This is a genomic window from Streptomyces rishiriensis, assembly GCF_003112535.1.
Classification (GTDB): Bacteria; Actinomycetota; Actinomycetes; order Streptomycetales; family Streptomycetaceae; genus Streptomyces; species Streptomyces rishiriensis.
Genome location: NZ_BEWA01000013.1, coordinates 12,513 through 36,204, shown reverse-complemented (window position 1 = coordinate 36,204; position 23,692 = coordinate 12,513). Strand labels below are relative to the sequence as shown.

Sequence of the window (23,692 nt, the reverse complement as noted above, 5' to 3'; positions counted from 1 at the left end):
GCGCACGTTTCCGGGCGAGGGACGGGCTGCGGGTCTCTGCCAGGGGTTTGTGTTTTCCCAGCAAAAGCGGTTTGCTTTCCGACGTACTGCAGTACTGCATATAACAGGGTGCGGCTAAACGGCGGACGCCGCGGACCCCCGGCCCTCACGTTTTCGATGAAAGGAAATCCGGTGGCACAGAAGGTTCAGGTCCTTCTTGTCGACGACCTCGACGGCGGCGAGGCGGACGAGACCGTGACGTTCGCGCTGGACGGCAAGACCTACGAGATCGATCTCACGACCACCAATGCCGACAAGCTGCGTGGACTTCTCGAGCCCTACGTGAAGGGCGGCCGTCGTACCGGCGGACGTGCTTCCGGCGGGCGCGGAAAGGCGCGCGCCGCTTCCGGCGGCAGCCAGGACACCGCTCAGATCCGCGCGTGGGCGAAGGAGAACGGTTTCGAGGTCAATGACCGCGGCCGAGTTCCGGCGACCATTCGCGAGGCCTACGAGAAGGCCAACGGCTGAGCGCACGCGCGCCGCAGTCGGACACGGTGACAATGAGTCGCCAGCGTGTCCACCAGCCGTACGAGATCGGGGGCGCCCTCAGTGGCCCCCCATGCCGACACCGTCGGCAGCGAGGCCTCGACCTCGCACCCTGCCACGGGGGGCCGCAGCCAGACGGCGGCCCCCTGCACCGGCCCGGGGCGGCGCGGTCCCGGAGCGCGGCCCGGGCCGTGCCCCGGCAGGCGGGCGGGAGGCGGCGGCGCCTCGACGGTCCCGCCCGCACCGATCGCCGTCAGGCCGAGCGGCAACGCGCCCCACTCCAGCCACTGCAGGATTTCCGGCACCTCCTCCGCGCCGCCCGCCGCCACCAGCAGCCGCATCCGGTCGCCCCGCACGGCCACCGGCGAGCCCGGCGCCAGGTGTCGCAGCCCCGCGAAGCCCGCCTCGGCCGGCACGTCCAGGACGTCGAAGCGCGCGCCCACCGAAAGTCGTACCGGGGACCCGGGCACCGTCGCCCAGCCCAGTTCGTTCTCGTACCAGCCGCGAATCCGGTCGTCCGGATCAGCCGGACCGCGCGGATCAGCCGGACCGCGCGGATCAGCCGGACCGCGCGGATCAGCCGGACCGCGCGGATCAGCCGGACCGCGCGGATCAGCCGGATCGGCCGAATCGGCCGGACCGGTCGAACGGGCCGGACCGTCCGGACCGTCCGGACCGGTCGGGCCGGCCGGGTGGGCCGGGTGGGCCGGATCGTCCGGGTCGAGCGGCCGTCGGGGGAGGGGAACCGTGGTGATCGCGGCGGCGGCCGGGCGGGCGGCCGGGGGGACTGAGCCAACCATGCCAAGTGCAACCGCGAAAAAGCCCCGCAAGTTACGCTGGGTGTTTCTGTGACTGCGCAGTGTCCCGACGGGAGGGGCGGGTACGGGTGCCGGGACGCGCAAGGTTGTTCGCCCGTAGCGGAGGGAACGGGTGCGCACGGCATGGAGTGTCAGTCCCGGCGGGTAAGACATCCCTAGTGGGAGGGGGCGACACGCAGGAAAGGCCGTCTCACGTTCGCCATCGGCGTACTGGCGACTGGGGTATCTGCCTGGCCTGCGGGAACATCGTCTCGCACCATCGGGTTGGACAGGATGTCGGCGTTCGGGGTCAGGAGGCCAAGGACGGTGTCGGCAGTTGGAATGAGCGGTCCCCGCTTGCGGGACTAAGCTGCGGAAGGACAGGGAGGGGAAGTTCCCCCCACTGCCTGACCGCTCTGAGGAGCGATTAACGATGTTCGAGAGGTTCACCGACCGCGCGCGGCGGGTTGTCGTCCTGGCTCAGGAAGAAGCCCGGATGCTCAACCACAACTACATCGGCACCGAGCACATCCTCCTGGGCCTGATCCACGAGGGTGAGGGTGTCGCCGCCAAGGCCCTTGAGAGCCTCGGGATTTCGCTCGAGGCGGTCCGCCAGCAGGTGGAGGAGATCATCGGGCAGGGGCAGCAGGCCCCGTCCGGGCACATCCCCTTCACCCCCCGTGCCAAGAAGGTCCTGGAGCTGTCGCTCCGCGAGGCCCTTCAGCTGGGCCACAACTACATCGGCACGGAACACATCCTGCTCGGCCTGATCCGCGAGGGCGAGGGCGTCGCCGCCCAGGTCCTGGTCAAGCTGGGCGCTGATCTCAACCGGGTGCGGCAGCAGGTCATCCAGCTGCTCTCCGGTTACCAGGGCAAGGAGACCGCCGGAGCCAGTGGCGGTCCTGCCGAGGGCACCCCCTCGACATCCCTGGTCCTCGACCAGTTCGGCCGGAACCTCACCCAGGCCGCTCGTGAGTCCAAGCTCGACCCGGTCATCGGGCGCGAGAAGGAGATCGAGCGGGTCATGCAGGTGCTGTCCCGCCGCACCAAGAACAACCCGGTCCTGATCGGTGAGCCCGGCGTCGGCAAGACCGCCGTCGTCGAGGGCCTCGCGCAGGCCATCGTCAAGGGCGAGGTGCCCGAGACCCTCAAGGACAAGCACCTCTACACCCTGGACCTCGGCGCCCTGGTCGCCGGCTCCCGCTACCGCGGTGACTTCGAGGAGCGCCTGAAGAAGGTCCTCAAGGAGATCCGCACCCGCGGCGACATCATCCTGTTCATCGACGAGCTGCACACGCTGGTCGGTGCGGGCGCCGCCGAAGGAGCCATCGACGCCGCTTCGATCCTGAAGCCGATGCTGGCCCGAGGTGAGCTCCAGACCATCGGCGCCACCACGCTCGACGAGTACCGCAAGCACCTGGAGAAGGACGCGGCCCTCGAGCGCCGCTTCCAGCCCATCCAGGTCGCGGAGCCGTCGCTGCCGCACACGATCGAGATCCTCAAGGGTCTGCGCGACCGGTACGAGGCGCACCACCGTGTCTCCATCACGGACGAGGCGCTGGTCCAGGCCGCCACCCTGGCCGACCGGTACATCTCGGACCGCTTCCTGCCGGACAAGGCGATCGACCTGATCGACGAGGCCGGTTCCCGGATGCGCATCCGCCGGATGACCGCTCCGCCGGACCTGCGCGAGTTCGACGAGAAGATCGCCGGCGTGCGCCGCGACAAGGAGTCCGCGATCGACTCGCAGGACTTCGAGAAGGCCGCCTCCCTCCGTGACAAGGAGAAGCAGCTCCTGGCCGCCAAGGCCAAGCGCGAGAAGGAGTGGAAGGCCGGCGACATGGACGTCGTCGCCGAGGTCGACGGCGAGCTGATCGCCGAGGTCCTCGCCACGGCCACCGGCATCCCGGTCTTCAAGCTGACCGAGGAGGAGTCCTCGCGTCTGCTGCGCATGGAGGACGAGCTCCACAAGCGGGTCATCGGCCAGGTCGACGCCGTCAAGGCGCTGTCGAAGGCGATCCGCCGTACGCGTGCGGGCCTCAAGGACCCGAAGCGTCCCGGTGGTTCGTTCATCTTCGCCGGCCCGTCCGGTGTCGGTAAGACCGAGCTGTCCAAGGCGCTCGCCGAGTTCCTCTTCGGTGACGAGGACGCGCTGATCTCCCTCGACATGTCGGAGTTCAGCGAGAAGCACACGGTGTCGCGTCTCTTCGGTTCGCCCCCCGGTTACGTGGGTTACGAAGAGGGCGGCCAGCTGACCGAGAAGGTCCGCCGCAAGCCGTTCTCCGTCGTCCTCTTCGACGAGGTGGAGAAGGCCCACCCGGACATCTTCAACTCGCTGCTGCAGATCCTGGAGGACGGTCGTCTGACCGACTCCCAGGGCCGGGTCGTGGACTTCAAGAACACGGTCATCATCATGACGACCAACCTCGGCACCCGGGACATCTCCAAGGGCTTCAACCTGGGCTTCGCGGCCTCGGGCGACTCGAAGACCAACTACGAGCGCATGAAGAACAAGGTGTCGGACGAGCTCAAGCAGCACTTCCGCCCCGAGTTCCTCAACCGCGTCGACGACGTGGTGGTCTTCCCGCAGCTCACGCAGGCGGACATCCTGCGGATCGTCGACCTGATGATCGGCAAGGTGGACGAGCGCCTGAAGGACCGGGACATGGGCATCGAGCTCTCCCAGTCCGCCAAGGAGCTGCTGTCCAAGAAGGGTTACGACCCGGTGCTGGGTGCGCGTCCGCTGCGTCGCACCATCCAGCGCGAGATCGAGGACACGCTCTCGGAGAAGATCCTCTTCGGCGAGCTGCGCCCCGGTCACATCGTGGTCGTGGACACCGAGGGCGAGGGTGACACCAAGACGTTCACCTTCCGCGGCGAGGAGAAGGCGGCGCTGCCCGACGTCCCGCCGATCGAGCAGGCGGCCGGCGGAGCCGGACCGAACCTGAGCAAGGAGGCCTGACCTCCCGGGGTCGAGCCGAAGAAAGGGGCCGGTGCTTTCCAGCACCGGCCCCTTTCGCATGCCCCGAGGTCTGGGAGACGTCCGCCGTGCGGCTAGGCAGCGCCCGTGAACGACCTACGGGTCAGGAGAGCCTGGGTCAGGAGAGCTGACCGTCGTAGTCCGGCAGCTTGTAGGTCGTCTCGGCGTGGCCGCCCGAGAGGTCGGTGGCGCTGTTGCCGACGTTCGCGATGATCGTGTAGCCCTTGGACTCGATGGTCACGCGCTGGGCGGTCTTGTAGGCGGCGACGTCCTTGAAGAGGTCGAGGAGGCCGCGCACGTAGAGGCCGGAGACCTTGTAGCCGACGTTCTTGAGGTTGTAGTCGGTCACCCCGGAGATGATGCCCGGGCGGGCGGTGACGAAGAACAGGGAGACGCCGTGGTCCTGGGCGTACTTCGCGACGTCCAGGACGGGCTTGTTGGCCGGCTGCGGGAAGCTGAAGCCGAAGTCGGTCTCCAGGGCGGTGTTGTCGACGTCGAAGACGATCGCCTGCTTCTCACCCGGCTTGGCGGCGGCGATGCGCTGCTTCAGGGCCGGCAGCGCCTGGTTCATCACGGCCTGGCAGTCCTGCTGCCAGGTGGCGTAGTCGACGTCCTTGGCGGCCGTGGCGGCGGAGGCGGCCGCGGTGGAGGTGGACACGGCCGTGGTGCCGGTGGCCGTCGCGGCCTGGGCGCCGGCCGGGACGGCCAGCGCCGTGACGGCTGCGGTCGCCACGGCGGTCAGGGCTGTGCGGCGCATCCAGGTGCCTCTGGTCATGGGTGGGGGTCCTCTCGCGTCCTTGCGCTGCCAGTGTCGTGTGCATGCTGATCGGTGGGAGTGGCCTGAGGGAAACCAGCGGGATACTGGACGGTAGAGGTGGATGAGAGGCTGGTCACAGACCCGTGCACGCGACGTGACCGGGGTCACAAGTGCCGTGCGGGGCAAGGGAGTAGTCGCCGTCACATCCGAAGTCCCTTGAGGCGGGCGGCCGGTGACATGCCGCACAGGCGGTTTGAGACCTACTAGGCGGGATAGTCACTGCGCGAACTTGGGCAAAAGGGACACGAGATCCAGAGTGCCGGTTCGCGGGGCCCTTCGCGGCGGGCCGGTGTCGGAAGTGTCCGGAACGGGTGATCTGTCAAGGACTAGGAAGTTTTGCCATGAAGTACTAGCTTCCGTCGTAGATCACACGTTTGGGGGTCTATGGGCCTCCGGGTTACCAAGGGATGGCCACCTCGGCGGAGGTTCTCGCCAGGTGGTTTCCCCTGTCCCCGTTCCCATGAGGTCTTCGATGTTCCAGCGCGTCACGTTCCGTTCTTCCCGTACGTCCCTGCTCCGCACCCGCATGGCCGTCGGGGTCGCCGCAGTGGGCGCCTCGGTCGTGCTGGGGACCGGAGTGGCGTCCGCTGCCGCCCCCGCCGCCGCGCACACCGCCAAGACGGCCGTCTCGGCCGCTTCCTGGATAGACCCGGTGAAGAAGTACACGCTGTCCGCCGGGTTCGCCCAGGCCGGCAAGATGTGGCACTCCACCCACAGCGGTCAGGACTTCGCCGTGCCGAGCGGCACCAAGGTCATGGCCGCGCACGGCGGCACCGTGGTCAAGGCCGGCGGCAACGGCGCCGGCGACGGCCCGGCCTACGGCAACGCCATCGTGATCAAGCACGCCAACGGCGTGTACTCGCAGTACGCCCACCTCTCGCGCATCGAGGTGAAGGTCGGCCAGGTCGTGAAGACCGGCCAGAAGATCGCGCTGTCCGGCAACACCGGCAACTCCAGCGGTCCGCACCTGCACTTCGAGATCCGCACGACCCCCAACTACGGTTCGGCGATCAACCCGGTCACCTTCCTGCACGCCAAGGGCGTGAAGGTCTGACCCGTGCGTGATCGGGCGACGTGACGCCGGTGCGCGATCGGCCGCTGTGACGCGGCCGCGCGGTCAGCCGCCGTGATGCGCCTGCGTCACCAGATCGACGGCGACTTCCAGGACGGCTGCCCGCTTGTCCTCGGGGTCGCCGTCGAGGTCGTTCAGGAAGAACATCCCGGCGTGCAGCGTGAAGATGGCGCTCACGCAGCGGACCTGGTCGATGAGGGGCGCCTCGGGATCCATGATGATGTCGCGCAGGCCCCGCATGCGGTCCTTGAACGAGTCGCCGATCTGGAGTTCCCGCACCGTCGCCTGGTTCTCCTGCATGAAGCGGAAGAGCGGGGCCGCCTCGGAGAGCGCCTTGCTGTAGCGCCGTACGAGCTCGTGCTTGGTCTCCAGGGTGTGCGGCTGCTCCTTGCCCCACTCGATCAGGTCTTCGATCGGCTTCGTCAGATCCGTGAAGATGCCGACGATGATCTCTTCCTTGGTCTTGAAGTGGTAGTACAGGGCGGCCTTCGTGACGTCCAGGCGCTCCGCGATCTCGCGGAGGGAGGTCTTCTCGTACCCCTGCTCGGCGAAGAGTTCGAGGGCCACGTCCTGGATGCGCTGGCGGGTGTTGCCGCGACGCTGCTGCTTGGTGCCGTCCATGATGCGGTCCATCCTCGTACTCCTAGGGGCTCCGCGGAGACTTACTTGCCGTCCGGCTAGTTCGACACCAGTAACTTACTTGACGCCCGGCTAGTGACGGGTCTACCTTCCCAGTGTACTGAACTAGCCGGGCGGCAAGTAAGTGGCCGTCCGGGGCGGGACCCAGGGGAGTGGGAACGATGGCGGACACGAAGAATCCAGAGACCGAGCCGGAGAAACAGCCCAGGAGCGTGCGGGTCGTCCTGCTCGCGCTCATGATCACGATGATGCTCGCGATGCTCGACAACATGATCGTGGGCACCGCGATGCCGACGATCGTCGGTGACCTCGGGGGCCTTGAGCACCTTTCGTGGGTGGTGACCGGGTACACCCTGGCGACCGCCGCCTCGACCCCGATCTGGGGCAAGATCGGCGACATGTACGGGCGCAAGGGCGCCTTCATGACGTCGATCGTGATCTTCCTGATCGGCTCCGCGCTGAGCGGCATGGCCCAGAACATGGGCGAACTCATCGGGTTCCGCGCGATCCAGGGCCTCGGCGCCGGCGGTCTGATGGTCGGCGTCATGGCCATCATCGGCGACCTGATCCCCCCGCGGGAGCGCGGCAAGTACCAGGGCATGATGGCCGGCGTCATGGCGCTCGCGATGATCGGCGGACCGCTGGTCGGCGGCACCATCACCGACAACTGGGGCTGGCGCTGGTCCTTCTACATCAACCTGCCGCTCGGCGTGGTCTCCCTCATCGCGATCAGCGTCGTCCTGCACCTGCCGAAGAAGCGCTCGCAGTCGCGCATCGACTACCTCGGCGCCGGCCTGCTGACGCTCGGCATCACCTCCATCGTCCTCGTCACCACCTGGGGCGGCTCGGAGTACGCCTGGACCTCCGCGCGGATCATGGAGCTCATCGCCATCGGCGTCGCCTCGCTCATCGGGTTCGTGTTCTGGCAGACCAGGGCCGCGGAGCCGATCGTGCCGCTGCACATCTTCCGCAGCCGCAACTTCACCCTGATGTCGCTCATCGGCTTCATCACCGGCTTCGTGATGTTCGGCGCCACCCTCTTCCTGCCGCTGTACCAGCAGTCGGTGCAGGGCGCGTCCGCGACCAACTCCGGGCTGCTGCTCCTGCCGATGCTCGGCGCGATGCTGGTCACCTCGATGGTGGCCGGGCGGGTGACCACGAGCAGCGGCAAGTACAAGGTCTTCCCGGTCGTCGGAAGCGTCCTGATGGTGATCGGTCTGTACCTGCTGTCGACGATGGACACCGGGACCAGCCGCCTCACCTCCGGCGTCTTCATGGCCGTGGTCGGTCTCGGCATGGGCTGCCTGATGCAGATCACGATGCTGGTCGCACAGAACAGCGTCGAGATGAAGGACATGGGCGTCGCGTCCTCGTCCACCACCCTCTTCCGTACCCTCGGCTCCTCCTTCGGTGTCGCGATCATGGGCGCGCTGTTCAACAACCGCGTCCAGGACGTGATGTCCGAGCGAGCCGGCGCGCTGGGCTCGAAGGTCACCGAGCGCTCCGCGCAGCTGGACGCGGCCGGCCTGGCCAAGCTGCCGGCGGCCGCCCGGGAGGCCTACCAGCACGCGGTGTCGGCAGGCACCCACACGGCGTTCCTGCTGGGCGCTGTGGTGGCGATCGCCGCGCTGGTGGCTGCGGTGTTCGTGAAGGAGGTTCCGCTGAAGGGGGCGGGGCCGCAGAAGGCGGACGAGGCGGGCGACGGCACGACCGTCGCGCCGCCGCCCATGGTCGAGGCGGTCTGACCTCGCACTGAACGAAGGCCTCCGGCGGTGTCCGCCCCGGGGGCCTTCCTCATGCCGCGTCGATGAAGCCCTTCGGCGACGGCAATGGCGACGCCGACGCGGGACGCCGACGGCGAAGACGCGGCGACGGCAACGGCAGTGGCAACGCCGAAGACCATGCGACGGTGACGGCGCCAGCCCCGGTGACGGCGACGGCCGGGGTGACGGCGACGGCCGGCGGCGGGCGTCACGGCATCGTCGCGTAGCTCCCGGTGTTGGTCGGCGCGTGCTCGGGCAGCCACAGCACGGCCACGGCGCCCTCGGACGGTATGTGCTCCGGGGCTCCCGCGGGCCGCACGTTGCGGAAGGTCAGCCGGGCGCCGAGGACGCGCGCCTGGCCCGCCGCGATGGTGAGCCCGAGCCCGTGTCCGTGTCCCGCCCGGTCGGCGCTGCCGGTACGGAAGCGGCTCGGCCCCTCGGCGAGCAGGTCCTCGGGGAACCCGGGGCCGTGGTCGCGGACCCGGATGACCCGGCCCTCGACGGTGACCTGGATGGGCGGCTTGCCGTGCCGGGCCGCGTTGGCCAGCAGGTTGAACAGCACCCGCTCCAGGCGGCGCGGGTCGGTCGTGACCATCGACTCGTGCACCACCCGCACCTCGACGTCCGGGTCCTTGGCCGCGACCCGGCGGGACACGAACTCGCCGAGCACGATGTCCTGCAGCTCGGCACGCTCCGAGGCGCCGTCCAGCCGGGCCACCTCCAGGACGTCCTCGACGAGGGTGCGCATGGCCTTGGCCCGGTCGAGCACCAGCTCGGTCGGCCGGCCGGGCGGCAGCAGCTCGGCCGCCGTCAGCAGTCCCGTCACCGGGGTGCGCAGTTCGTGCGCGATGTCCGCGGTGACCCGGCGCTCGGCCTCCAGCCGCGCCTGCAAGGTGTCCGCCATGGCGTCCACCGCGCTCGCCAGGTCGTCGGTCTCGTCCCGTACGACCCCGCCTATCGCGTCCCGCACGCGGACGTCCGTCTCGCCCTTGGCGACCTGGTTGGCCGCGGCCGCCGCCTTGCGCAGCCGGCGCGACATCTGACCGCCGATGAGCACGCCGACCGCGCTGCCGCCGAGGACGACCGCGATGGAGCCGATCACCAGGGCCTGGTCGAGGTCTTTGAGGATGTCCGTGCTGCGGTCGGTGAACCCGGTGTGCAGGGACAGCACATGTCCGTCCTTGACCGGCACGGCCGCCCAGATGTCCGGCTCACCGCCCCTGCGGTCGGAGACGAACGTGGCCCGGCGGCCGTCGCGGACCTTCTCGCGCAACGCGGGCGGCAGGCTGGAGTCGTCGATCTTGATGTTGGGGAAGTAGAAGTTGGGCCGCCCCGACTGCTCGTAGTTGCGCTGCGCGATCTGGACGCGCTCGTCGGCGAGATCGCGCGCGTTGTCCAGCATGGACACGCGCGCGGCGTTGTGCACGACCAGGCTGAGCGCGATCGCCACCAGTGCGCCGACCAGCGCGATCGCCGCGCTCAGCTTCCATCGCAGACCCGTGCGGAGGCTTATTCCCTCCGCACGGGCCGGACGCCGGTGCCGGATCATCCCCCGCATACTTCTGTCTCCGCCCCGCTCAGGCCTTCAACTTGTAGCCGAAGCCGCGGACCGTCTCGATGCGGTCCTGGCCGATCTTCGTGCGCAGCCGCTGCACATGGACGTCGACGACCCGGGTGTCGCCGCCCCAGCCGTAGTCCCACACCCGCTCCAGCAGTTTGTCGCGCGACAGGACGGTGCCCGGAGCGGAGGAGAACTCCAGCAGCAGGCGCATCTCGGTCGGGGTCAGCGCCACCGGCTGCCCGGCCCGGCGCACCTCCATGCCCTCCGTGTCGACGTCCAGGTCGCCGAAGGTCAGCACTCCGCCGGCGGGGGCGGCGTCGGGCTCGGTGCGGTCGCCGCCGCCCGCGTGACCGAACCTGCGCAGCACGGCACGGATCCTGGCGACCAGGACGGCGCCGTCGAACGGCTTGGTCACATAGTCGTCGGCACCGGCCTCCAGCCCCAGGACGACGTCGATGGAGTCGGCGCGCGCGGACAGCATGATCACCGGCACGGTGGACTCGTCCCGGATGCGCCGGCACAGGCTCACGCCGTCCAGGCCCGGCACCATGACGTCCAGCAGCGCGATGTCGGGGCGGTCGGCGCGGAAGGCCTCCAGCCCGGACAGGCCGTCGGGCATCGCGGTGACCGCGAAGCCGTCCCGCTCCAGGGCGAGCTGGGTGGCCTCGCGGATGACGTCGTCGTCCTCGACGAACAGAACGTGGGTCTGGTCTGCCATCCCGGTGCTCTCAGTTCTCGTTGCGTGCTCGTGTGCGTGTCGGCGGGGGCGCCTGTCGATCGCCGACCGGCCGGTCAGCGGTCTGATGGTGGCCAGCCTGTCGGTCGCGTCCGTCGGCCGCCAGCCCGCCGGTCGCCAGTCTGCCGGTGGTCAGTCTGTCGGGTTTCTGTCCGCTCGCTGTCAGGGACGCCCCTTGGGGGGACGCGTGGAACGCCGCGAGCGTTCACTGCCCGCGTGACCTCGACCGCTCTCGCCCCTCCACCAGATGATCGCAACGGAGGGCCCGATCGGTTCACGCCCCTGCGAATTTCCTTCGCCCGGCCGCTCCCGGGCAGGTCAGCCGGTCGTCGGCACCGGTGTGGGCGCCCCGCCGACGACGCTGCTGTAGTCGTTGTGCCAGCTGAACTCCTTGAGGAAGCGGCCGGCGACCCAGCGGTAGGTGAGCACGTTCTCCCCGGAGGGGCTGGAGACGGGGTCGCCCTTCTCGTACACCTGCTTGGTCACCACCAGATCGCCGCGGTCTATCTCCGCGTAGACCGGAGGCTCCTCCGCCTTGAAGACGTTCGCGTAGCCGTCGCCCTCCTCCCGGTACACGTAGGAGCCGACGCCGACGGCGTCACCGCAGGTGAGCACGTTGACGATCAGGTCGTCCCCGGAGCCGCCGGTGAGGTCCCCGTACGACACGTCGACCGGGTACTCGTCGCCCACGCAGGGCTTCAGCTCGCTCTTGACCTCCGCCGAGACCGCGGGGTCGTCCTTGACGAGACGTACCGCGTCCTTCCGGTCCGGGGGGCCGGTGGGGGCGGCCGAGGGCGAGGCCGTGGCGCCCACCGCCGTGTCGACGTGGGCCGGGCCCTCGTCGCGGGCGCCGGTGCCGCCGGTGCCGCAGGCGGAGACGAAAAGGCCGAGGGCGGCGAGCACGGTCGTTCCCGTGATCACCGCCTGGATGGTGCCTCGGGCCGGTGTGGGCCCGGCCTGGGTCAGGCCGCCGCGCAACGCTCCCGCTCCTCACGCTCCAGCGCGCGTGCGTCCAGATCGCGGGCCTCCAGCTCCTCGCGGAGCCGGGCGAGCGCCCGGTGCAGCGTGCTCTTGACCGTTCCGGCCGACATGCCGAGGGCGGCGGCCGTCTCCTCCGTGGACATCTGCTCCCAGTGTCGCAGTACGACGACGCTTCGCTGTTTGGGTGCGAGCACCTTCATCGCGTCCATCAGCAGGGCGCGGTCGGCGTGCTGCTCGGTGGAGTCGTCCACACGGGCGTCGGGGAGCTGCTCGGTCGGCACTTCCTCGAGCTTGCGGGCGCGCCACCACTCGGTCCGCGTGTTGATCATGACCCGGCGAAGGTAGGCGTCCGCGAGCCGCTTGTCCGCGATGCCGTCCCAGCGGCCGTACGTCCGGGCCAGCGCGGTCTGCAGCAGGTCCTGGGCGTCGACCGGGTCCGGGACGAGCCGACGGGCGCTGCGCAGCAGCGCGTCCTGCCGCGTGCGGACGTATTCCTCGAACTCGAGCACCTCGCCCTGCGCCATGGTCAACCGCCTCCGATTCCCCGTTCCGACGGTGGTCGCCGCCGGTTCACTGCTTGTGGTCTGCCGCCCGCCGTGACTCCGCCGGGTACGCAGATGAAGCTACGGAGGTGTTGTCACGGCGCTGTCCGAAGCAGCCTTCGGCTAGCGCTCAGCTGTCCGTCGGTTGTGTAACGGAGAGAGGTTCGGGGTAAGGGGAAAGGTCGGATCGCCGGACTATGGGGGGATTCGTCCATGCGCCGGGCGTGACAAACGCCCGAAGACGGCCGTGACGAACGCCGACGACGGCCGTGACGAAGCCTCCCGACTGTGAACTGACCATGCGTCAGGTAAGGGGCAGGCGGTACAGCCCGCCCTCCAGCGGCTCCACCAGTCCGTCCGCGACGAGCCCGTCCAGCGCACGCGCGCGTTGCACCGGCTCGTGCCACACGCGGTCGAGGGCGGCCTGCGGCACGGGCGCGTGCGCCTCGCGCAGGACGGCGAGCAGCTTGCCCCTGACCTGTCGGTCGGTGCCGGCGTAGGTCTGGCCGCGGCGCGGCGGGCCGTCGTGCTCCGGCTTGCCCGCGAGCCGCCAGGCGCACTGCGCGGCGATGGGGCACCGCACGCACGTCTCGTTCCTGGCCGTGCAGACGAGCGCGCCGAGCTCCATGGACGCGGCGGCCCAGCGCGCGGCCGTCCGCTCGTCGTCGGGGAGCAGGGTGCGGGCCAGCTTGCGCTCGGCTGCCGTGGTGGCGTTCGGCGGGTACTGCACACCTCTGACGGCGCGCGCGAAGACGCGGCGGACATTGGTGTCCAGGACGGCGTGTCGCTGGCCGTACGCGAAGGAGGCGACGGCCGCGGCCGTGTACTCGCCGATGCCGGGCAGCGCCAGGAGCTGCGCATGGTCGGACGGGACGTCGCCGCCGTGCCGTTCCGTTATCGCCACCGCGGCGCCGTGCAGCCGCAGGGCGCGGCGCGGGTAGCCGAGCCGCCCCCAGGCGCGCACGGCCTCGCCGGGGGCCTCCGCGGCGAGGTCGGCGGGGCGCGGCCAGCGGGCGAGCCACTGCTCGTAGACCGGCAGGACGCGGCTGACCGGCGTCTGCTGGAGCATGAACTCGCTGACCATCACACCCCACGCCCCGGCCTCGGGGCGCCGCCAGGGGAGGTCGCGGGCGTGGTCGTCGAACCAGTGGATGACCGGGGCGTGCAGATCCGCTCCGGAGGCGTCGGCGGCGGCGCCGACGTGCTCGCGGGCGGGGCTGCTGCTGTGCGGGGGCTTCGTGGGGGCAGTCATGGCCCTACCGATCCTGCCATGCGCACCGGGGCACGCGCGTGTACCGCCACTCGGCCGGGTCGCCCGCCGGCGGCGCTTCCCGCGCGGGCGCGCGGCCATGGCCAGAGCTGCAATGAGTGCGATCGGCAATGGAGGGGCGGTCCCGGGGGACGAAGTCGAGTGCGGGGAGGGCGGCTTCCGAAATGATGATCCGGAAAAGTTGTGTTCCCGGCGGCGGGTGGGGCCAGCGAACGCTTCGATCTCTCGTACAGTTTGGGCCGTGGGATCACTGCGCAATCCGGTCGGGCCGCTTCCCTCCTCCATCTACTGGCGACGGAGGGCCGTACTGCTGTCCGTGTTCGCCCTGTTGGCGTTGCTGGTCCTGTGGGCGATGACGTCGGGCGGAGGCGGCGGCAGGAACGGCGCCGACGGGGGCGGCGGCAAGAACCCCGCCTCCTCCATCACGCCGGGACCGCCCGGGTCGGGGCCCGCGATCAGCCAAAACCCGGGCGGGCGGGACGAGTCGAGCGCCGGGGCCACCGGCGGATCCGGCTCGGGCACCGGATCCGGTGCGGGCTCGGGCGGCGGCGCCGGCGCCGGTGGCTCGGACGGCTCGGGCGACATCGACGACGGCGCGAACGGCAGCGCGAGCGGCAGCGGCGGCGCCGGTGCCATCGGCGGCGACGGCGGCACGGCCACGACGCTGCCGGCCGGGACGACGCTGCCCAACTGCACGCCGGGCGCGGTCACCTTGACGCTGCGCAGCGTCCGCAACGCGTACTCGCCGGACGAGACCCCCACCTTCCGGCTGACGGCCAAGAACAGCTCGGCCGCCGACTGCAAGGTCGATCTCGGGCCCAAGGCCGCGGTGTTGACGATCACGAAGGCGGACGGCGACGACGACTACTGGTCGTCCGCGGACTGCCCCAAGGGAGCCGGGAGCCTGCTGTACCGGGTGCCGGCCGGAAGCAGCTTCACGTACACCCTCAAGTGGGACCGCAAGCCGAGCGCACCGCAGTGCGCCACGCCTCCGGCGGGGACGGCGGGAGCGGGCACGTATCTGGTGGAGGCCAAGGCCCCCGGGTTCGCGAAAGCGCAGACGTCTTTCGTGCTGAAGAGCGACTGAAGCGGCTGAAGCGGCTGAAGCGACTGGACCGGCTGCACAGGGGGTCGGTCTCGGGGCGGCCACCGGCCGGCCGGAAGCCCGGCGGACCGCAGCGGTCCAGCAAGCAGGGGCGGCCGATCGAGCCGGGCCCGCCGCAGCCCGCCGGGCTCGCCGCAGCCCGCCGGGCTCGCCGCAGCCCGCCGGGCTCGCCGGATCGGTCAGACGTGCCGGCCCGAACGGTCGAACCGGTCGGACGTGCCGGCCGGACCCGTAGACCATGTCGACCGGACCCGTCGACCGGACCCGTCGGTCAGACGTAGCGCTCCAGGATCGACGACTCCGCCAGCCGGGACAGGCCCTCGCGGACGCTCCTGGCCCGCGCCTCGCCCACGCCGTCCACCGTCTGCAGGTCGTCGACGCTCGCGGCGAGGAGTTTCTGCAGGCCGCCGAAGTGCTCGACCAGGCGGTCGATGATGGCGCCGGGGAGACGAGGCACCTTCGCCAGCAGGCGGAAGCCGCGCGGGGAGACCGCCGAGTCGAGCGCCTCGGGCGAGCCGGTGTAGCCCAATGCGCGGGCCACGGTGGACATTTCGAGCAGCTCGGCGTGGGACAGCGCGTTCAGCTCGTAGAGCGCCTCGTCGACCGTGCGGGAACGCTTGGCCGTGGGCTCGGGGACGTAGTCGCGGACCACCAGCTCGCGCTCCGGCTCCACGCCTGCGATCAACTCGTCGAGCTGAAGGGCGAGCAGTCGCCCGTCCGTGCCCAGTTCGACCACGTATTCGGCGATCTCGGTGGCGATGCGGCGGACCATCTCCAGGCGCTGTGCCACCGCGGAGACGTCCCGGACCGTCACCAGGTCCTCGATCTCCAGCGCTGACAACGTTCCCGCGACCTCGTCCAGGCGGAGCTTGTAGCGCTCCAGGGTGGCCAGCGCCTGGTTCGCGCGGGACAGGATCGCCGCGGAGTCCTCCAGGACGCGGCGCTGCCCGTCGACGTACAGGGCGATCAGGCGCATGGACTGGGAGACCGAGACGACCGGGTAGCCGACCTGCTTGCTGACCCGGTCCGCCGTGCGGTGCCGGGTGCCCGTCTCCTCCGTGGGGATCATGGGGTCCGGCACGAGCTGGACGCCCGCCCGGAGGATCTTGGACAGGTCGGAGGAGACCACGATGCCGCCGTCGAGCTTGCACAGCTCACGCAGGCGCGTGGCCGCGAACTCGACGTTCAGGACGAACCCGCCCGTGCACATCGCCTCGACCGTCTTGTCGGAGCCCAGCACGATGAGCCCGCCGGTGTTGCCGCGGAGGATCCTCTCCAGGCCGTCGCGCAGGGCCGTGCCGGGAGCCACCGCGCTCAGCGCGGCACGCATCAGGCCGTCGGCACCGGAACTCCCACCGGACTTTCCGGGAGCTGCCGCCCGGTCGTTGGCTGCCACTGCACTCCTCCGGTCACAGGTCTGGGACGCTCCCGTTTCGCGCACTCGTTTCGTACGGACGGGCGAGACCAGGGCAAAGTCTACCGGCGGTCCTCCGACTCCCGGGGGGCGTCTCGGCGACGGGAACGCGGCAGGACCCGCAGGGCGTCTCCTATGTCCGCCACTTCCAGGACCTTCATGCCCGCCGGGATCTTTCCCGGATCGCCCGGCACGAGCGCGTGGGTGAAGCCCAGGCGATGGGCCTCGGAGAGCCTGCGCTGGACGCCCGTGACCCTTCTGACCTCGCCCGCGAGGCCCACCTCGCCGATCGCGACGAGGTTCTTGGGCAGCGGGGTGTCGCTCGCGGCGGAGGCCAGGGCGAGGGCGATGGCCAGGTCCGCGGCGGGCTCCGAGAGCTTCACCCCGCCGACCGTCGCCGAGTAGATGTCCCGTTTGCCGAGCGCGCTGATCCGGCCGCGCTGCTCCAGGACGGCCAGCATCATGGAGACGCGGGAGGTCTCCAGGCCGGACGTCGTGCGCCGGGGCGAGGGGATCTGGGAGTCCACGGTGAGCGCCTGCACTTCGGCGACCAGGGGGCGGCGGCCTTCCAGGGTGACCGTCAGACAGGTGCCCGGGACCGGTTCGTCACGACGGGTCAGGAAAAGTCCGCTCGGGTCCGCAAGGCCGGTAATGCCCTCATCGTGCAGTTCGAAGCAGCCGACCTCGTCGGTGGCGCCGTAACGGTTCTTGACGCCGCGCACCAGGCGCAGCCGCGCGTGCCGGTCGCCCTCGAAGCTCAGGACGACGTCCACGAGGTGTTCGAGGAGGCGGGGGCCGGCGATCGCGCCGTCCTTCGTGACATGGCCCACCAGGAGCGTGGACATGCCGCGTTCCTTGGAGGCGCGGATCAGGGCTCCCGCGACCTCGCGGACCTGGGCCATGCCGCCGGGCGCTCCGTCGATCTCCGGAGAGGCCACCGTCTGCACGGAGTCCACGATCAGCAGGGACGGCTTCACGGCGTCCAAGTGGCCGAGGACGGCCGACAGATCGGTCTCGGCCGCCAGGTACAGATGGTCGTCGATGGCGCCGATGCGGTCGGCGCGCAGGCGGACCTGGGACGCGGACTCCTCGCCGGTGACGTAGAGCGTGCGGTGTTCGTCGCTGGCCGACTTGGCCGCCACGTCGAGCAGGAGCGTCGACTTGCCGACGCCGGGCTCCCCGGCCAGCAGCACGACCGCGCCGGGCACGAGCCCGCCGCCCAGGACGCGGTCCAGCTCGGGCACGCCGGTGGGGCGGGCGGTGGCCTGGCGGCCGTCGACCTGGCCGATGGGCACCGCGGAGGTGGTGACCCGGCCCGGCGTCGTCGTGCGGACCGCGGGCGCGCCGTACTCCTCGACCGTCCCCCACGCCTGGCACTCGGGGCAGCGGCCGAGCCACTTGGCCGTCTGCCAGCCGCACTCCGTGCAGCGGTAGGACGGTCGGTCCTTGGTGGTCTTCGTACGGGCAGCCATGGGGAAACCGTAGCCGCCGCCACTGACAGCCGGACGCGCCAGTGGACGACCGGGCTCCCCCGGAGGCCCCGCGCTGTCGCTCAGCCACCGCACGCGCGCGGGGGCGCGCGCCGGGGAACGAGTGACACCCCCTGTGATCCGGCCACGCCCCGTCACGAACGGGCCATGGGACCCCCCTCCGCTGTCCCCTTATGAGGGATCGTTTCACCCGTACGGATTAAAAGGACTCAAGGGACAAGTGGACCTCGTTCCGCGCCGCCTACGGTCGCACGGGTGATGAGCAGCAGCCCGGAAACCTCGACCCGCACGACCGGCGCGCACCGGGCGCACCGGGAGGCGCGCGACACCGCTGCGGCGCGCACGCCCGCGCAGCGGCCGCCCGCGCGCTACGAGCCGTACCTGGACGGCCTGTTCACCTACTGTCTGTCCGTCCTGTGCGACCACGACGCGGCCGTCGCCGCCCTGGGGGACGCCCTCGCGTTCGCCGAGCGGCGCGGCCAGCGGATGCCGGACGCGGCGGGCGACCGCCGGGCCTGGCTGTACGCGCTGGCCCGCTGGGCCTGTCTGCGCAAGCTCGGCGAGGCCAAGCAGAAACGTCGGAGCACGCACGCCGCGCGGCGCGACGGGGGCCACCACCGGCAGACCAGGAAGCGTGCGCCGTCCCCGGCGTCCCCGGCGTCCATGACGCCCCCGACACCCGCAGCTCCGACCGCCGCCGCCTCTTCCGCCGCGTCCGTCGCGCCCTCGGCGTCCGCCGCAGCGACCCCTCTTTCCTCCGCGCCACCCGGCTGCGACGAACTCCAGGAGCAGCAGCGGCGCGAACTCGCCCTGCTCGCCTGGCCGGAGGCCGCCGGCACCTCCCCGGAGCAGCGCGAGGCGCTGGAACTGGCCGTGCGCCACCACCTGGCCGCGCACGAGGTCGCCGCCGTGCTCGGCAGGGATCTCGCCGCCGCCCGCGAACTGCTCGCCTCCGCCGCCTGTGAGGTCGAGCGCACGCGCGCGGCGCTCGCCGTCGTGGAGACCGGCGGCTGCCCCGGTGTGAGCCGCCTCGCCGGGGAGAACCAGCTCGTGCTGAGCGCCGCCCTGCGCCGCGAGCTCGTCCGGCACGTCGACGACTGCCCCCACTGCCGTCGCGCCGCCGAGCGGGCCGTCCCCGGCCGCTGGCCCGGCGCCGGCGTCACCCCCTCCGAGCTGCCGGTCCTGGAAGCGCCCCGCGCGCAGCTGCACGTCGCCATGGCCCGCCTCGCCCGCGCGCGGGGGGTCGTGGTCCCGCGCTACGACCGGCGCGGCTTCCCGATGGACCCCAAGGACCGCGCCGCCCGCCGGGAGCGGCTCCGCGCGCGTGCCGTCACGACGACCGTCGTCGCCACCGTCGTCGCCGCCCCCGTGATCGCCCTGTGGGCGGCCTATCGCGGCACGCCGACGGGGGAGGGGGCCGAGGGCCGCTCGGCCAGCGCCGGCGAGGCGCACGGCCCCGGCAGCTTCGACGGCGAGACGGGGGGCGGGTACGAGAACGCCGGGAACGTGACCACCCGCCCCGGCGTCGATCCGTCCAGGAGCGGCCGACCGGACGTCTCCGTGGAGGTCATCAGCGTCAGCGGACTCGGCCGCGGCGCCTCCGGCCGGCTCTCCGTGACGGCCGTCACCAGCGGCGACACCACCCTCGTCACCCTCGCCGCGTCCGCGGAAGCGGAGGAGCCGATCCGCTGGTCGGCCACCACTCCCGCCCCCTGGCTCTACCTGAGCCGTTCCGCGGGCACCCTGAAGCCCGGCGAGTCGGTGACGGTCAAGGTCTACGTCGACCCCCTGCGCGAACCCTCCGGGCACTGGCACGCGCGGGTGGCGATCGCCCCGGCGGGCGCCGTCGTCTCCATCGAGGGCTACGGCACCGCCCCCGGCGCGTCGCACCCCGGGCCGTCGCACCCCGGCCACGGCCACGGCCACGGTCCGGGCCCCGGCGACCCGCCCTCCACGTCCGGCCCGGCGCCGACCCCGACGACCGCGCCCTCGGCGGACCCCGCCCCGACGGCCCCGCCCGCCTCGGCCGATCCGGAGCCCAGTCCCGGCGACCCGTCCCCGTCCGCCCCGGACAGCCCGTCCCCGAGCGGGGACGGCGACCCGCCGGGCCCGGCGACGTCGTAGACCCGGGTCGCGGGCAGGTCGCCGGGCGTCAAGGCCGGCGACAGCCCGTCGTGAGGTCAGCCGACGGGCGGCACCGGGTCGACCGCGTCGACCGGGTCCGCCGGATGCGGCGCCAGCAGCGGCAACTGCGCGGCGAGGCGTTCCTCGCACAGTTCGACCAGGCGGTCGTAGCCGGCCTTGCCCATCAGCTCGGTCAGTTCCGGGCGGTACGACACGTACACCGGGTCGCCCGCGCCGTGCGCCGAGGTCGCCGACGTGCACCACCAGTGCAGGTCGTGGCCGCCCGGGCCCCAGCCACGCCGGTCGTACTCGCCGATCGACACCTGCAGCACGCGCGTGTCGTCGGGCCGGTCGATCCAGTCGTACGTCCGCCGCACCGGAAGCTGCCAGCAGACGTCCGGCTTGGTCTCCAGGGGCTCGCGGCCCTCGCGCAGGGCCAGGATGTGCAGCGAGCAGCCGGCGCCGCCCGCGAACCCCGGACGGTTCTGGAAGATGCAGGAGCCGTTGAACGGGCGGGTCTGGCGGGAGCCCTCCTCGTCCTGCGAGACCCAGCCGCCGCGCTCGCCCTCGGCGTGGTGCTGCCAGATGTCGGGGGTGAGCCTCGCCACATGCCCGGCGACGCGCTTCTCGTCGTCCTCATCGGAGAAGTGGGCGCCCAGCGAGCAGCATCCGTCGTCCGCGCGGCCCGCCTGGATGCCCTGGCAGCCGCTGCCGAAGATGCAGTTCCAACGTGAGGTCAGCCAGGTCAGATCACACCGGAAGACCTGCTCGGCGTCCGCCGGGTCCGGGAACTCCACCCACGCGCGGGCGAAGTCCAGGCCCTTCTCGTCGGCAGCCGTAGCCTTCGCCGCCGGGTCCTTCCTGGACTTCCTCGGCGGCTTCACCGGCTTCGCCCGGGAAGGGCCGGCGGTCGGTTTGTCGGCCTTCGCCTTGTTCGTCTTTGGCACCCGTCCAGGGTAAGTCGCCGGGAGCCGCTTCGGGGACGTCGTCCACCGCCCGGCCATCACCTTCTCGACGAGGCGTTTCGCCCCGCACCACCGTGATCGCCCGGCGGGCAGTAGCGTTCCCTGCATGAGACTCGGTGTCCTCGACGTGGGATCGAACACGGTGCATCTGCTGGTGGTGGACGCACACCCGGGCGCTTGCCCGCTGCCCGCGCACTCGCACAAGGCGGAACTGCGCCTTGCCCAACTCCTCGACGAGGACGGAGCGATCGGCCCCGAGGGCGTCGACAAACTGATCGGCGTCGTCAAGGACGCCCTCCAGGCGGCCGAGGACAAGGGCGTCGAGGATCTGCTGCCCTTCGCGACCTCCGCCGTGCGCGAGGCCACCAACGCCGACGACGTCCTCGCGCGCGTGCAGGCCGAGACCGGCGTCGAGCTCCAGGTCCTCAGCGGCGCCGAGGAGGCCCGGCTCACCTTCCTCGCCGCCCGCCGCTGGTTCGGCTGGTCGGCCGGAAAGCTGCTGGTCCTGGACATCGGCGGCGGCTCCCTGGAGATCGCGTACGGCATCGACGAGCAGCCCGACGCGGCTGTGTCGCTGCCGCTCGGCGCGGGCCGGCTGACCGCGGGCTGGCTGCCCGGCGACCCGCCCGCCCCCGAGGACATACGAGCCCTGCGCCGCCACGCCCGCGCGCAGATCGCCCGCACGGTCGGCGAGTTCGCCCGCTTCGGCGCTCCCGACCACGTGGTCGCCACGTCGAAGACCTTCAGGCAGCTCGCCCGCATCGCCGGCGCGGCCCGGTCCGCCGACGGCCCGTACACCCAGCGTCAGCTCAAGCGCGGCTCCCTGGAAGCCTGGGTGCCCCGCCTGGCCGGGATGACGTCGGCCCAGCGGGCGGCGCTCCCGGGCGTCTCGGAGGGCCGTGCGAGCCAGCTCGTGGCGGGCGCGCTGGTGGCCGAGGGCGCGATGGACCTGTTCGGCGTCGAGACGCTGGAGGTCTGCCCCTGGGCGCTCAGGGAGGGCGTCATCCTGCGCAAACTCGATCACATGGCGTCCACCTGAGAGACGGGGGCGGCCCGGCGGGCAGGGCCGGCATGACGGACGGTGGCCGCCTGCCGGACCGGGGCGACGTGACGGACGTGACGGACGTGACGGACCCGACAGTGCGGCGGACTCGGCAGCGGAACGACGTGCGGGACGGCGCGACGGCACAACTGCGCGCGGGCGTCCGGGGCCGCAGGTGCCCCGCACCCACCCGATCCCACCCCGTAACCTGTCCCCCATGGCAGAGCCAGTCGTGCGGATCCCGGATGCGAAGGTCGCCCTGTCGACTGCCTCGGTCTATCCGGAGTCGACGGCGACGGCCTTCGAGATCGCCGCGCGCCTCGGATACGACGGCGTCGAGGTCATGGTCTGGAACGATCCCGTCAGCCAGGACATCGACGCGCTGCGCAGACTCAGCGACTTCCACCGGATCCCCATCCTCGCCGTGCACGCCCCCTGCCTGCTCATCACGCAGCGGGTGTGGTCGACCGACCCGTGGACCAAGCTCCAGCGGGCCCGCGCGGCCGCCGAGCGGCTCGGCGCGAGCACCGTCGTCGTCCACCCGCCGTTCCGGTGGCAGCGCCAGTACGCGCGCGACTTCGTCACCGGCATCTGGCGGATGGCGGACGAGACGGATGTGCGGTTCGCCGTCGAGAACATGTACCCGTGGCGCTACCGCGACCGCGAGATGCTCGCGTACGCGCCCGACTGGGACGTCACGAAGGACGACTACCGGCACTTCACCATCGACCTCAGCCACGCCGCGACGTCCCGCACGGACGCCATGCAGATGGTCGACCGCATGGCCGACCGGCTGGGCCACGTCCATCTCGCCGACGGAAACGGTTCGGCGAAGGACGAGCACCTGGTGCCCGGCCGCGGCTCCCAGCCCTGTGCCGAACTTCTGGAGCGGCTCGCGCTGACCGGTTTCGACGGGCACGTGGTCATAGAGGTCAACACCCGGCGGGCGATGTCCGGCGCCGAACGGGAGGCCGACCTGGCGGAGGCACTGGCCTTCACGCGTCTGCACCTCGCGTCGGCCTCGTCGTCGTCCTCGGCCCGGTCCTCCGCCCCGTCGTCGCCCGGGCCCCACTCCTCCGTCTCGTCCGCGTCGGCTCAGTCGGCTCCGTCGTCCTCGTCGGCTCCCCCGTCCCCGTCGTCCGCGCCGTCGGCCCGGTCGTCGCGCCGGTCGTCGGCGAAGGCGCGCCGCCGATGACCGGCGTCACCGCCCGCGGGCGCGGCCGGCCCCCGCGGGCCGAGTCGGCCGACACCCGCGACCGCATCCTGACCGCCGCCCGCGAGGAGTTCTCCGAGCGGGGCTACGACAAGACGTCCGTGCGCGGGATCGCCAAGGCGGCCGGCGTGGACTCGGCGCTGGTCCACCACTACTTCGGCACCAAGGAGCAGGTCTTCGAGGCCGCGATCGAGGTGGCCTTCGCGCCCGCGCTCAACGCGCCGACCGCGGTCGCCGACGGCCCGCCGGACCAGGTCGGCGAACGTCTCGCCCGCTTCATCCTCGGCGTGTGGGAGAACCCCACCACCCGCAAGCCGCTGCTGGCGATCGTGCGCTCCGCCGTGAACAACGACACCGCGGCCGCCGTCTTCCGCCGTCTGGTCGCCTCCCAGCTGCTGCGCCGCATCGCCTCCCAGCTCGACCTGCCGGACGCCGAGCTGCGCGCCGAGCTGGCCGCGGCGCAGCTGGTGGGCTGCGCGATGCTGCGGTACGTGATCAAGGTGGAGCCGCTGGCCTCGGCGGACCTGGAACAGATCATCGCGCGCGTGGCGCCGGTCGTGCAGGGGCACCTGACCGGCCCGTGACGGCCGCCGGCGCCGAGACATGCGTCCCGCATTCCGGACACCTCGTCCCGCCCCCTGGATGACCGGCGTACG

General features: G+C 71.5%; 21 protein-coding genes. 10 read left to right on the top strand and 11 right to left on the bottom strand.

Annotation, left to right across the window (positions count from 1 at the left end):
- Window positions 1-171 precede the first annotated feature (171 nt).
- A complete protein-coding gene (locus Sri02f_RS23260; RefSeq protein ID WP_069773146.1) occupies window positions 172-507 on the top strand; it encodes a histone-like nucleoid-structuring protein Lsr2 in 336 nt (111 codons plus the stop codon).
- Here Sri02f_RS23260 and Sri02f_RS23255 read toward each other — a convergent pair.
- Window positions 486-1,034: an SCO3374 family protein gene (locus tag Sri02f_RS23255; RefSeq protein WP_373865121.1), complete on the bottom strand. Its 549-nt coding sequence runs from the start codon at window positions 1,032-1,034 to the stop codon at window positions 486-488. The two genes, Sri02f_RS23260 and Sri02f_RS23255, sit on opposite strands and share 22 nt — an antisense overlap.
- Before the next feature lie 721 nt (window positions 1,035-1,755).
- Here Sri02f_RS23255 and Sri02f_RS23245 point away from each other — a divergent pair.
- Window positions 1,756-4,284, top strand: coding sequence for an ATP-dependent Clp protease ATP-binding subunit (locus Sri02f_RS23245; RefSeq protein WP_109003252.1), 2,529 nt, complete (start codon window positions 1,756-1,758; stop codon window positions 4,282-4,284).
- A 136-nt stretch (window positions 4,285-4,420) separates the two neighbouring features.
- Here Sri02f_RS23245 and Sri02f_RS23240 read toward each other — a convergent pair whose 3' ends face one another.
- Complete coding sequence (locus Sri02f_RS23240) at window positions 4,421-5,077, bottom strand: HAD family acid phosphatase (RefSeq protein ID WP_109003251.1); 657 nt, start codon at window positions 5,075-5,077, stop codon at window positions 4,421-4,423.
- Window positions 5,078-5,591: 514 nt separating this feature from the next.
- On the opposite strand from Sri02f_RS23240, the gene Sri02f_RS23235 reads away from it, so the two are divergent.
- Window positions 5,592-6,173, top strand: a complete 582-nt coding sequence (locus Sri02f_RS23235; RefSeq protein ID WP_109003250.1) for a M23 family metallopeptidase — start codon at window positions 5,592-5,594, stop codon at window positions 6,171-6,173.
- Between the two features lie 63 nt (window positions 6,174-6,236).
- Here the strand turns inward: Sri02f_RS23235 and Sri02f_RS23230 are convergent, their stop codons facing one another.
- A complete protein-coding gene (locus Sri02f_RS23230) occupies window positions 6,237-6,824 on the bottom strand; it encodes a TetR/AcrR family transcriptional regulator (protein WP_109003249.1) in 588 nt (195 codons plus the stop codon).
- Between the two features lie 167 nt (window positions 6,825-6,991).
- On the opposite strand from Sri02f_RS23230, the gene Sri02f_RS23225 reads away from it, so the two are divergent.
- Together Sri02f_RS23225 and Sri02f_RS41325 are read left to right on the top strand one after the other, a co-directional pair.
- Complete coding sequence (locus tag Sri02f_RS23225) at window positions 6,992-8,575, top strand: MDR family MFS transporter (protein ID WP_109003248.1); 1,584 nt, start codon at window positions 6,992-6,994, stop codon at window positions 8,573-8,575.
- 62 nt (window positions 8,576-8,637) lie between these two features.
- On the top strand, window positions 8,638-8,820 hold the full coding sequence (locus Sri02f_RS41325) for a hypothetical protein (protein ID WP_159106766.1): 183 nt from the start codon (window positions 8,638-8,640) through the stop codon (window positions 8,818-8,820).
- Here the strand turns inward: Sri02f_RS41325 and cseC are convergent.
- The 5 genes from cseC to Sri02f_RS23200 form a co-directional block, all read right to left on the bottom strand.
- The gene (gene cseC, locus Sri02f_RS23220) at window positions 8,802-10,142 is read right to left on the bottom strand and encodes a two-component system sensor histidine kinase CseC (RefSeq protein ID WP_109003247.1); all 1,341 of its coding nucleotides are present in this window, start codon (window positions 10,140-10,142) and stop codon (window positions 8,802-8,804) included. The genes Sri02f_RS41325 and cseC overlap by 19 nt on opposite strands.
- A 28-nt stretch (window positions 10,143-10,170) precedes the next feature.
- Complete coding sequence (gene cseB / locus Sri02f_RS23215) at window positions 10,171-10,872, bottom strand: two-component system response regulator CseB (RefSeq protein ID WP_109003246.1); 702 nt, start codon at window positions 10,870-10,872, stop codon at window positions 10,171-10,173.
- A 336-nt stretch (window positions 10,873-11,208) separates the two neighbouring features.
- A complete protein-coding gene (locus Sri02f_RS23210; protein ID WP_109003245.1) occupies window positions 11,209-11,868 on the bottom strand; it encodes a hypothetical protein in 660 nt (219 codons plus the stop codon).
- Window positions 11,853-12,395, bottom strand: coding sequence for a SigE family RNA polymerase sigma factor (locus Sri02f_RS23205; RefSeq protein ID WP_020132466.1), 543 nt, complete (start codon window positions 12,393-12,395; stop codon window positions 11,853-11,855). Before Sri02f_RS23205 ends, Sri02f_RS23210 begins: the two co-directional genes overlap by 16 nt.
- A gap of 322 nt (window positions 12,396-12,717) precedes the next feature.
- Window positions 12,718-13,665, bottom strand: a complete 948-nt coding sequence (locus tag Sri02f_RS23200) for an HhH-GPD family protein (protein ID WP_109003244.1) — start codon at window positions 13,663-13,665, stop codon at window positions 12,718-12,720.
- A gap of 259 nt (window positions 13,666-13,924) precedes the next feature.
- On the opposite strand from Sri02f_RS23200, the gene Sri02f_RS23195 reads away from it, so the two are divergent.
- Window positions 13,925-14,770: a hypothetical protein gene (locus Sri02f_RS23195; protein ID WP_174855689.1), complete on the top strand. Its 846-nt coding sequence runs from the start codon at window positions 13,925-13,927 to the stop codon at window positions 14,768-14,770.
- Between the two features lie 289 nt (window positions 14,771-15,059).
- Here Sri02f_RS23195 and disA read toward each other — a convergent pair whose 3' ends face one another.
- Window positions 15,060-16,184, bottom strand: a complete 1,125-nt coding sequence (gene disA / locus Sri02f_RS23190; RefSeq protein WP_109003242.1) for a DNA integrity scanning diadenylate cyclase DisA — start codon at window positions 16,182-16,184, stop codon at window positions 15,060-15,062.
- 80 nt (window positions 16,185-16,264) lie between these two features.
- Entirely contained in the window at window positions 16,265-17,674 is a 1,410-nt protein-coding gene (radA, locus tag Sri02f_RS23185) for a DNA repair protein RadA (protein ID WP_109003241.1), read from the bottom strand.
- A gap of 273 nt (window positions 17,675-17,947) precedes the next feature.
- On the opposite strand from radA, the gene Sri02f_RS23180 reads away from it, so the two are divergent.
- The gene (locus Sri02f_RS23180) at window positions 17,948-19,816 is read left to right on the top strand and encodes a BACON domain-containing protein (protein WP_445009691.1); all 1,869 of its coding nucleotides are present in this window, start codon (window positions 17,948-17,950) and stop codon (window positions 19,814-19,816) included.
- A 56-nt stretch (window positions 19,817-19,872) separates the two neighbouring features.
- Here the strand turns inward: Sri02f_RS23180 and Sri02f_RS23175 are convergent, their stop codons facing one another.
- Entirely contained in the window at window positions 19,873-20,763 is an 891-nt protein-coding gene (locus tag Sri02f_RS23175; protein ID WP_109003239.1) for a DUF3109 family protein, read from the bottom strand.
- 124 nt (window positions 20,764-20,887) lie between these two features.
- Here Sri02f_RS23175 and Sri02f_RS23170 point away from each other — a divergent pair, with 124 nt between their 5' ends.
- From Sri02f_RS23170 to Sri02f_RS23160, 3 genes are all read left to right on the top strand, one after another.
- Window positions 20,888-21,820, top strand: coding sequence for a Ppx/GppA family phosphatase (locus Sri02f_RS23170; protein WP_109003238.1), 933 nt, complete (start codon window positions 20,888-20,890; stop codon window positions 21,818-21,820).
- Between the two features lie 220 nt (window positions 21,821-22,040).
- On the top strand, window positions 22,041-23,018 hold the full coding sequence (locus Sri02f_RS23165) for a sugar phosphate isomerase/epimerase family protein (RefSeq protein ID WP_245970746.1): 978 nt from the start codon (window positions 22,041-22,043) through the stop codon (window positions 23,016-23,018).
- Window positions 23,015-23,620 (top strand): TetR/AcrR family transcriptional regulator, encoded by a 606-nt coding sequence (locus Sri02f_RS23160; protein ID WP_109003237.1) that lies wholly within the window; start codon window positions 23,015-23,017, stop codon window positions 23,618-23,620. Before Sri02f_RS23165 ends, Sri02f_RS23160 begins: the two co-directional genes overlap by 4 nt.
- Window positions 23,621-23,692 lie beyond the last annotated feature (72 nt).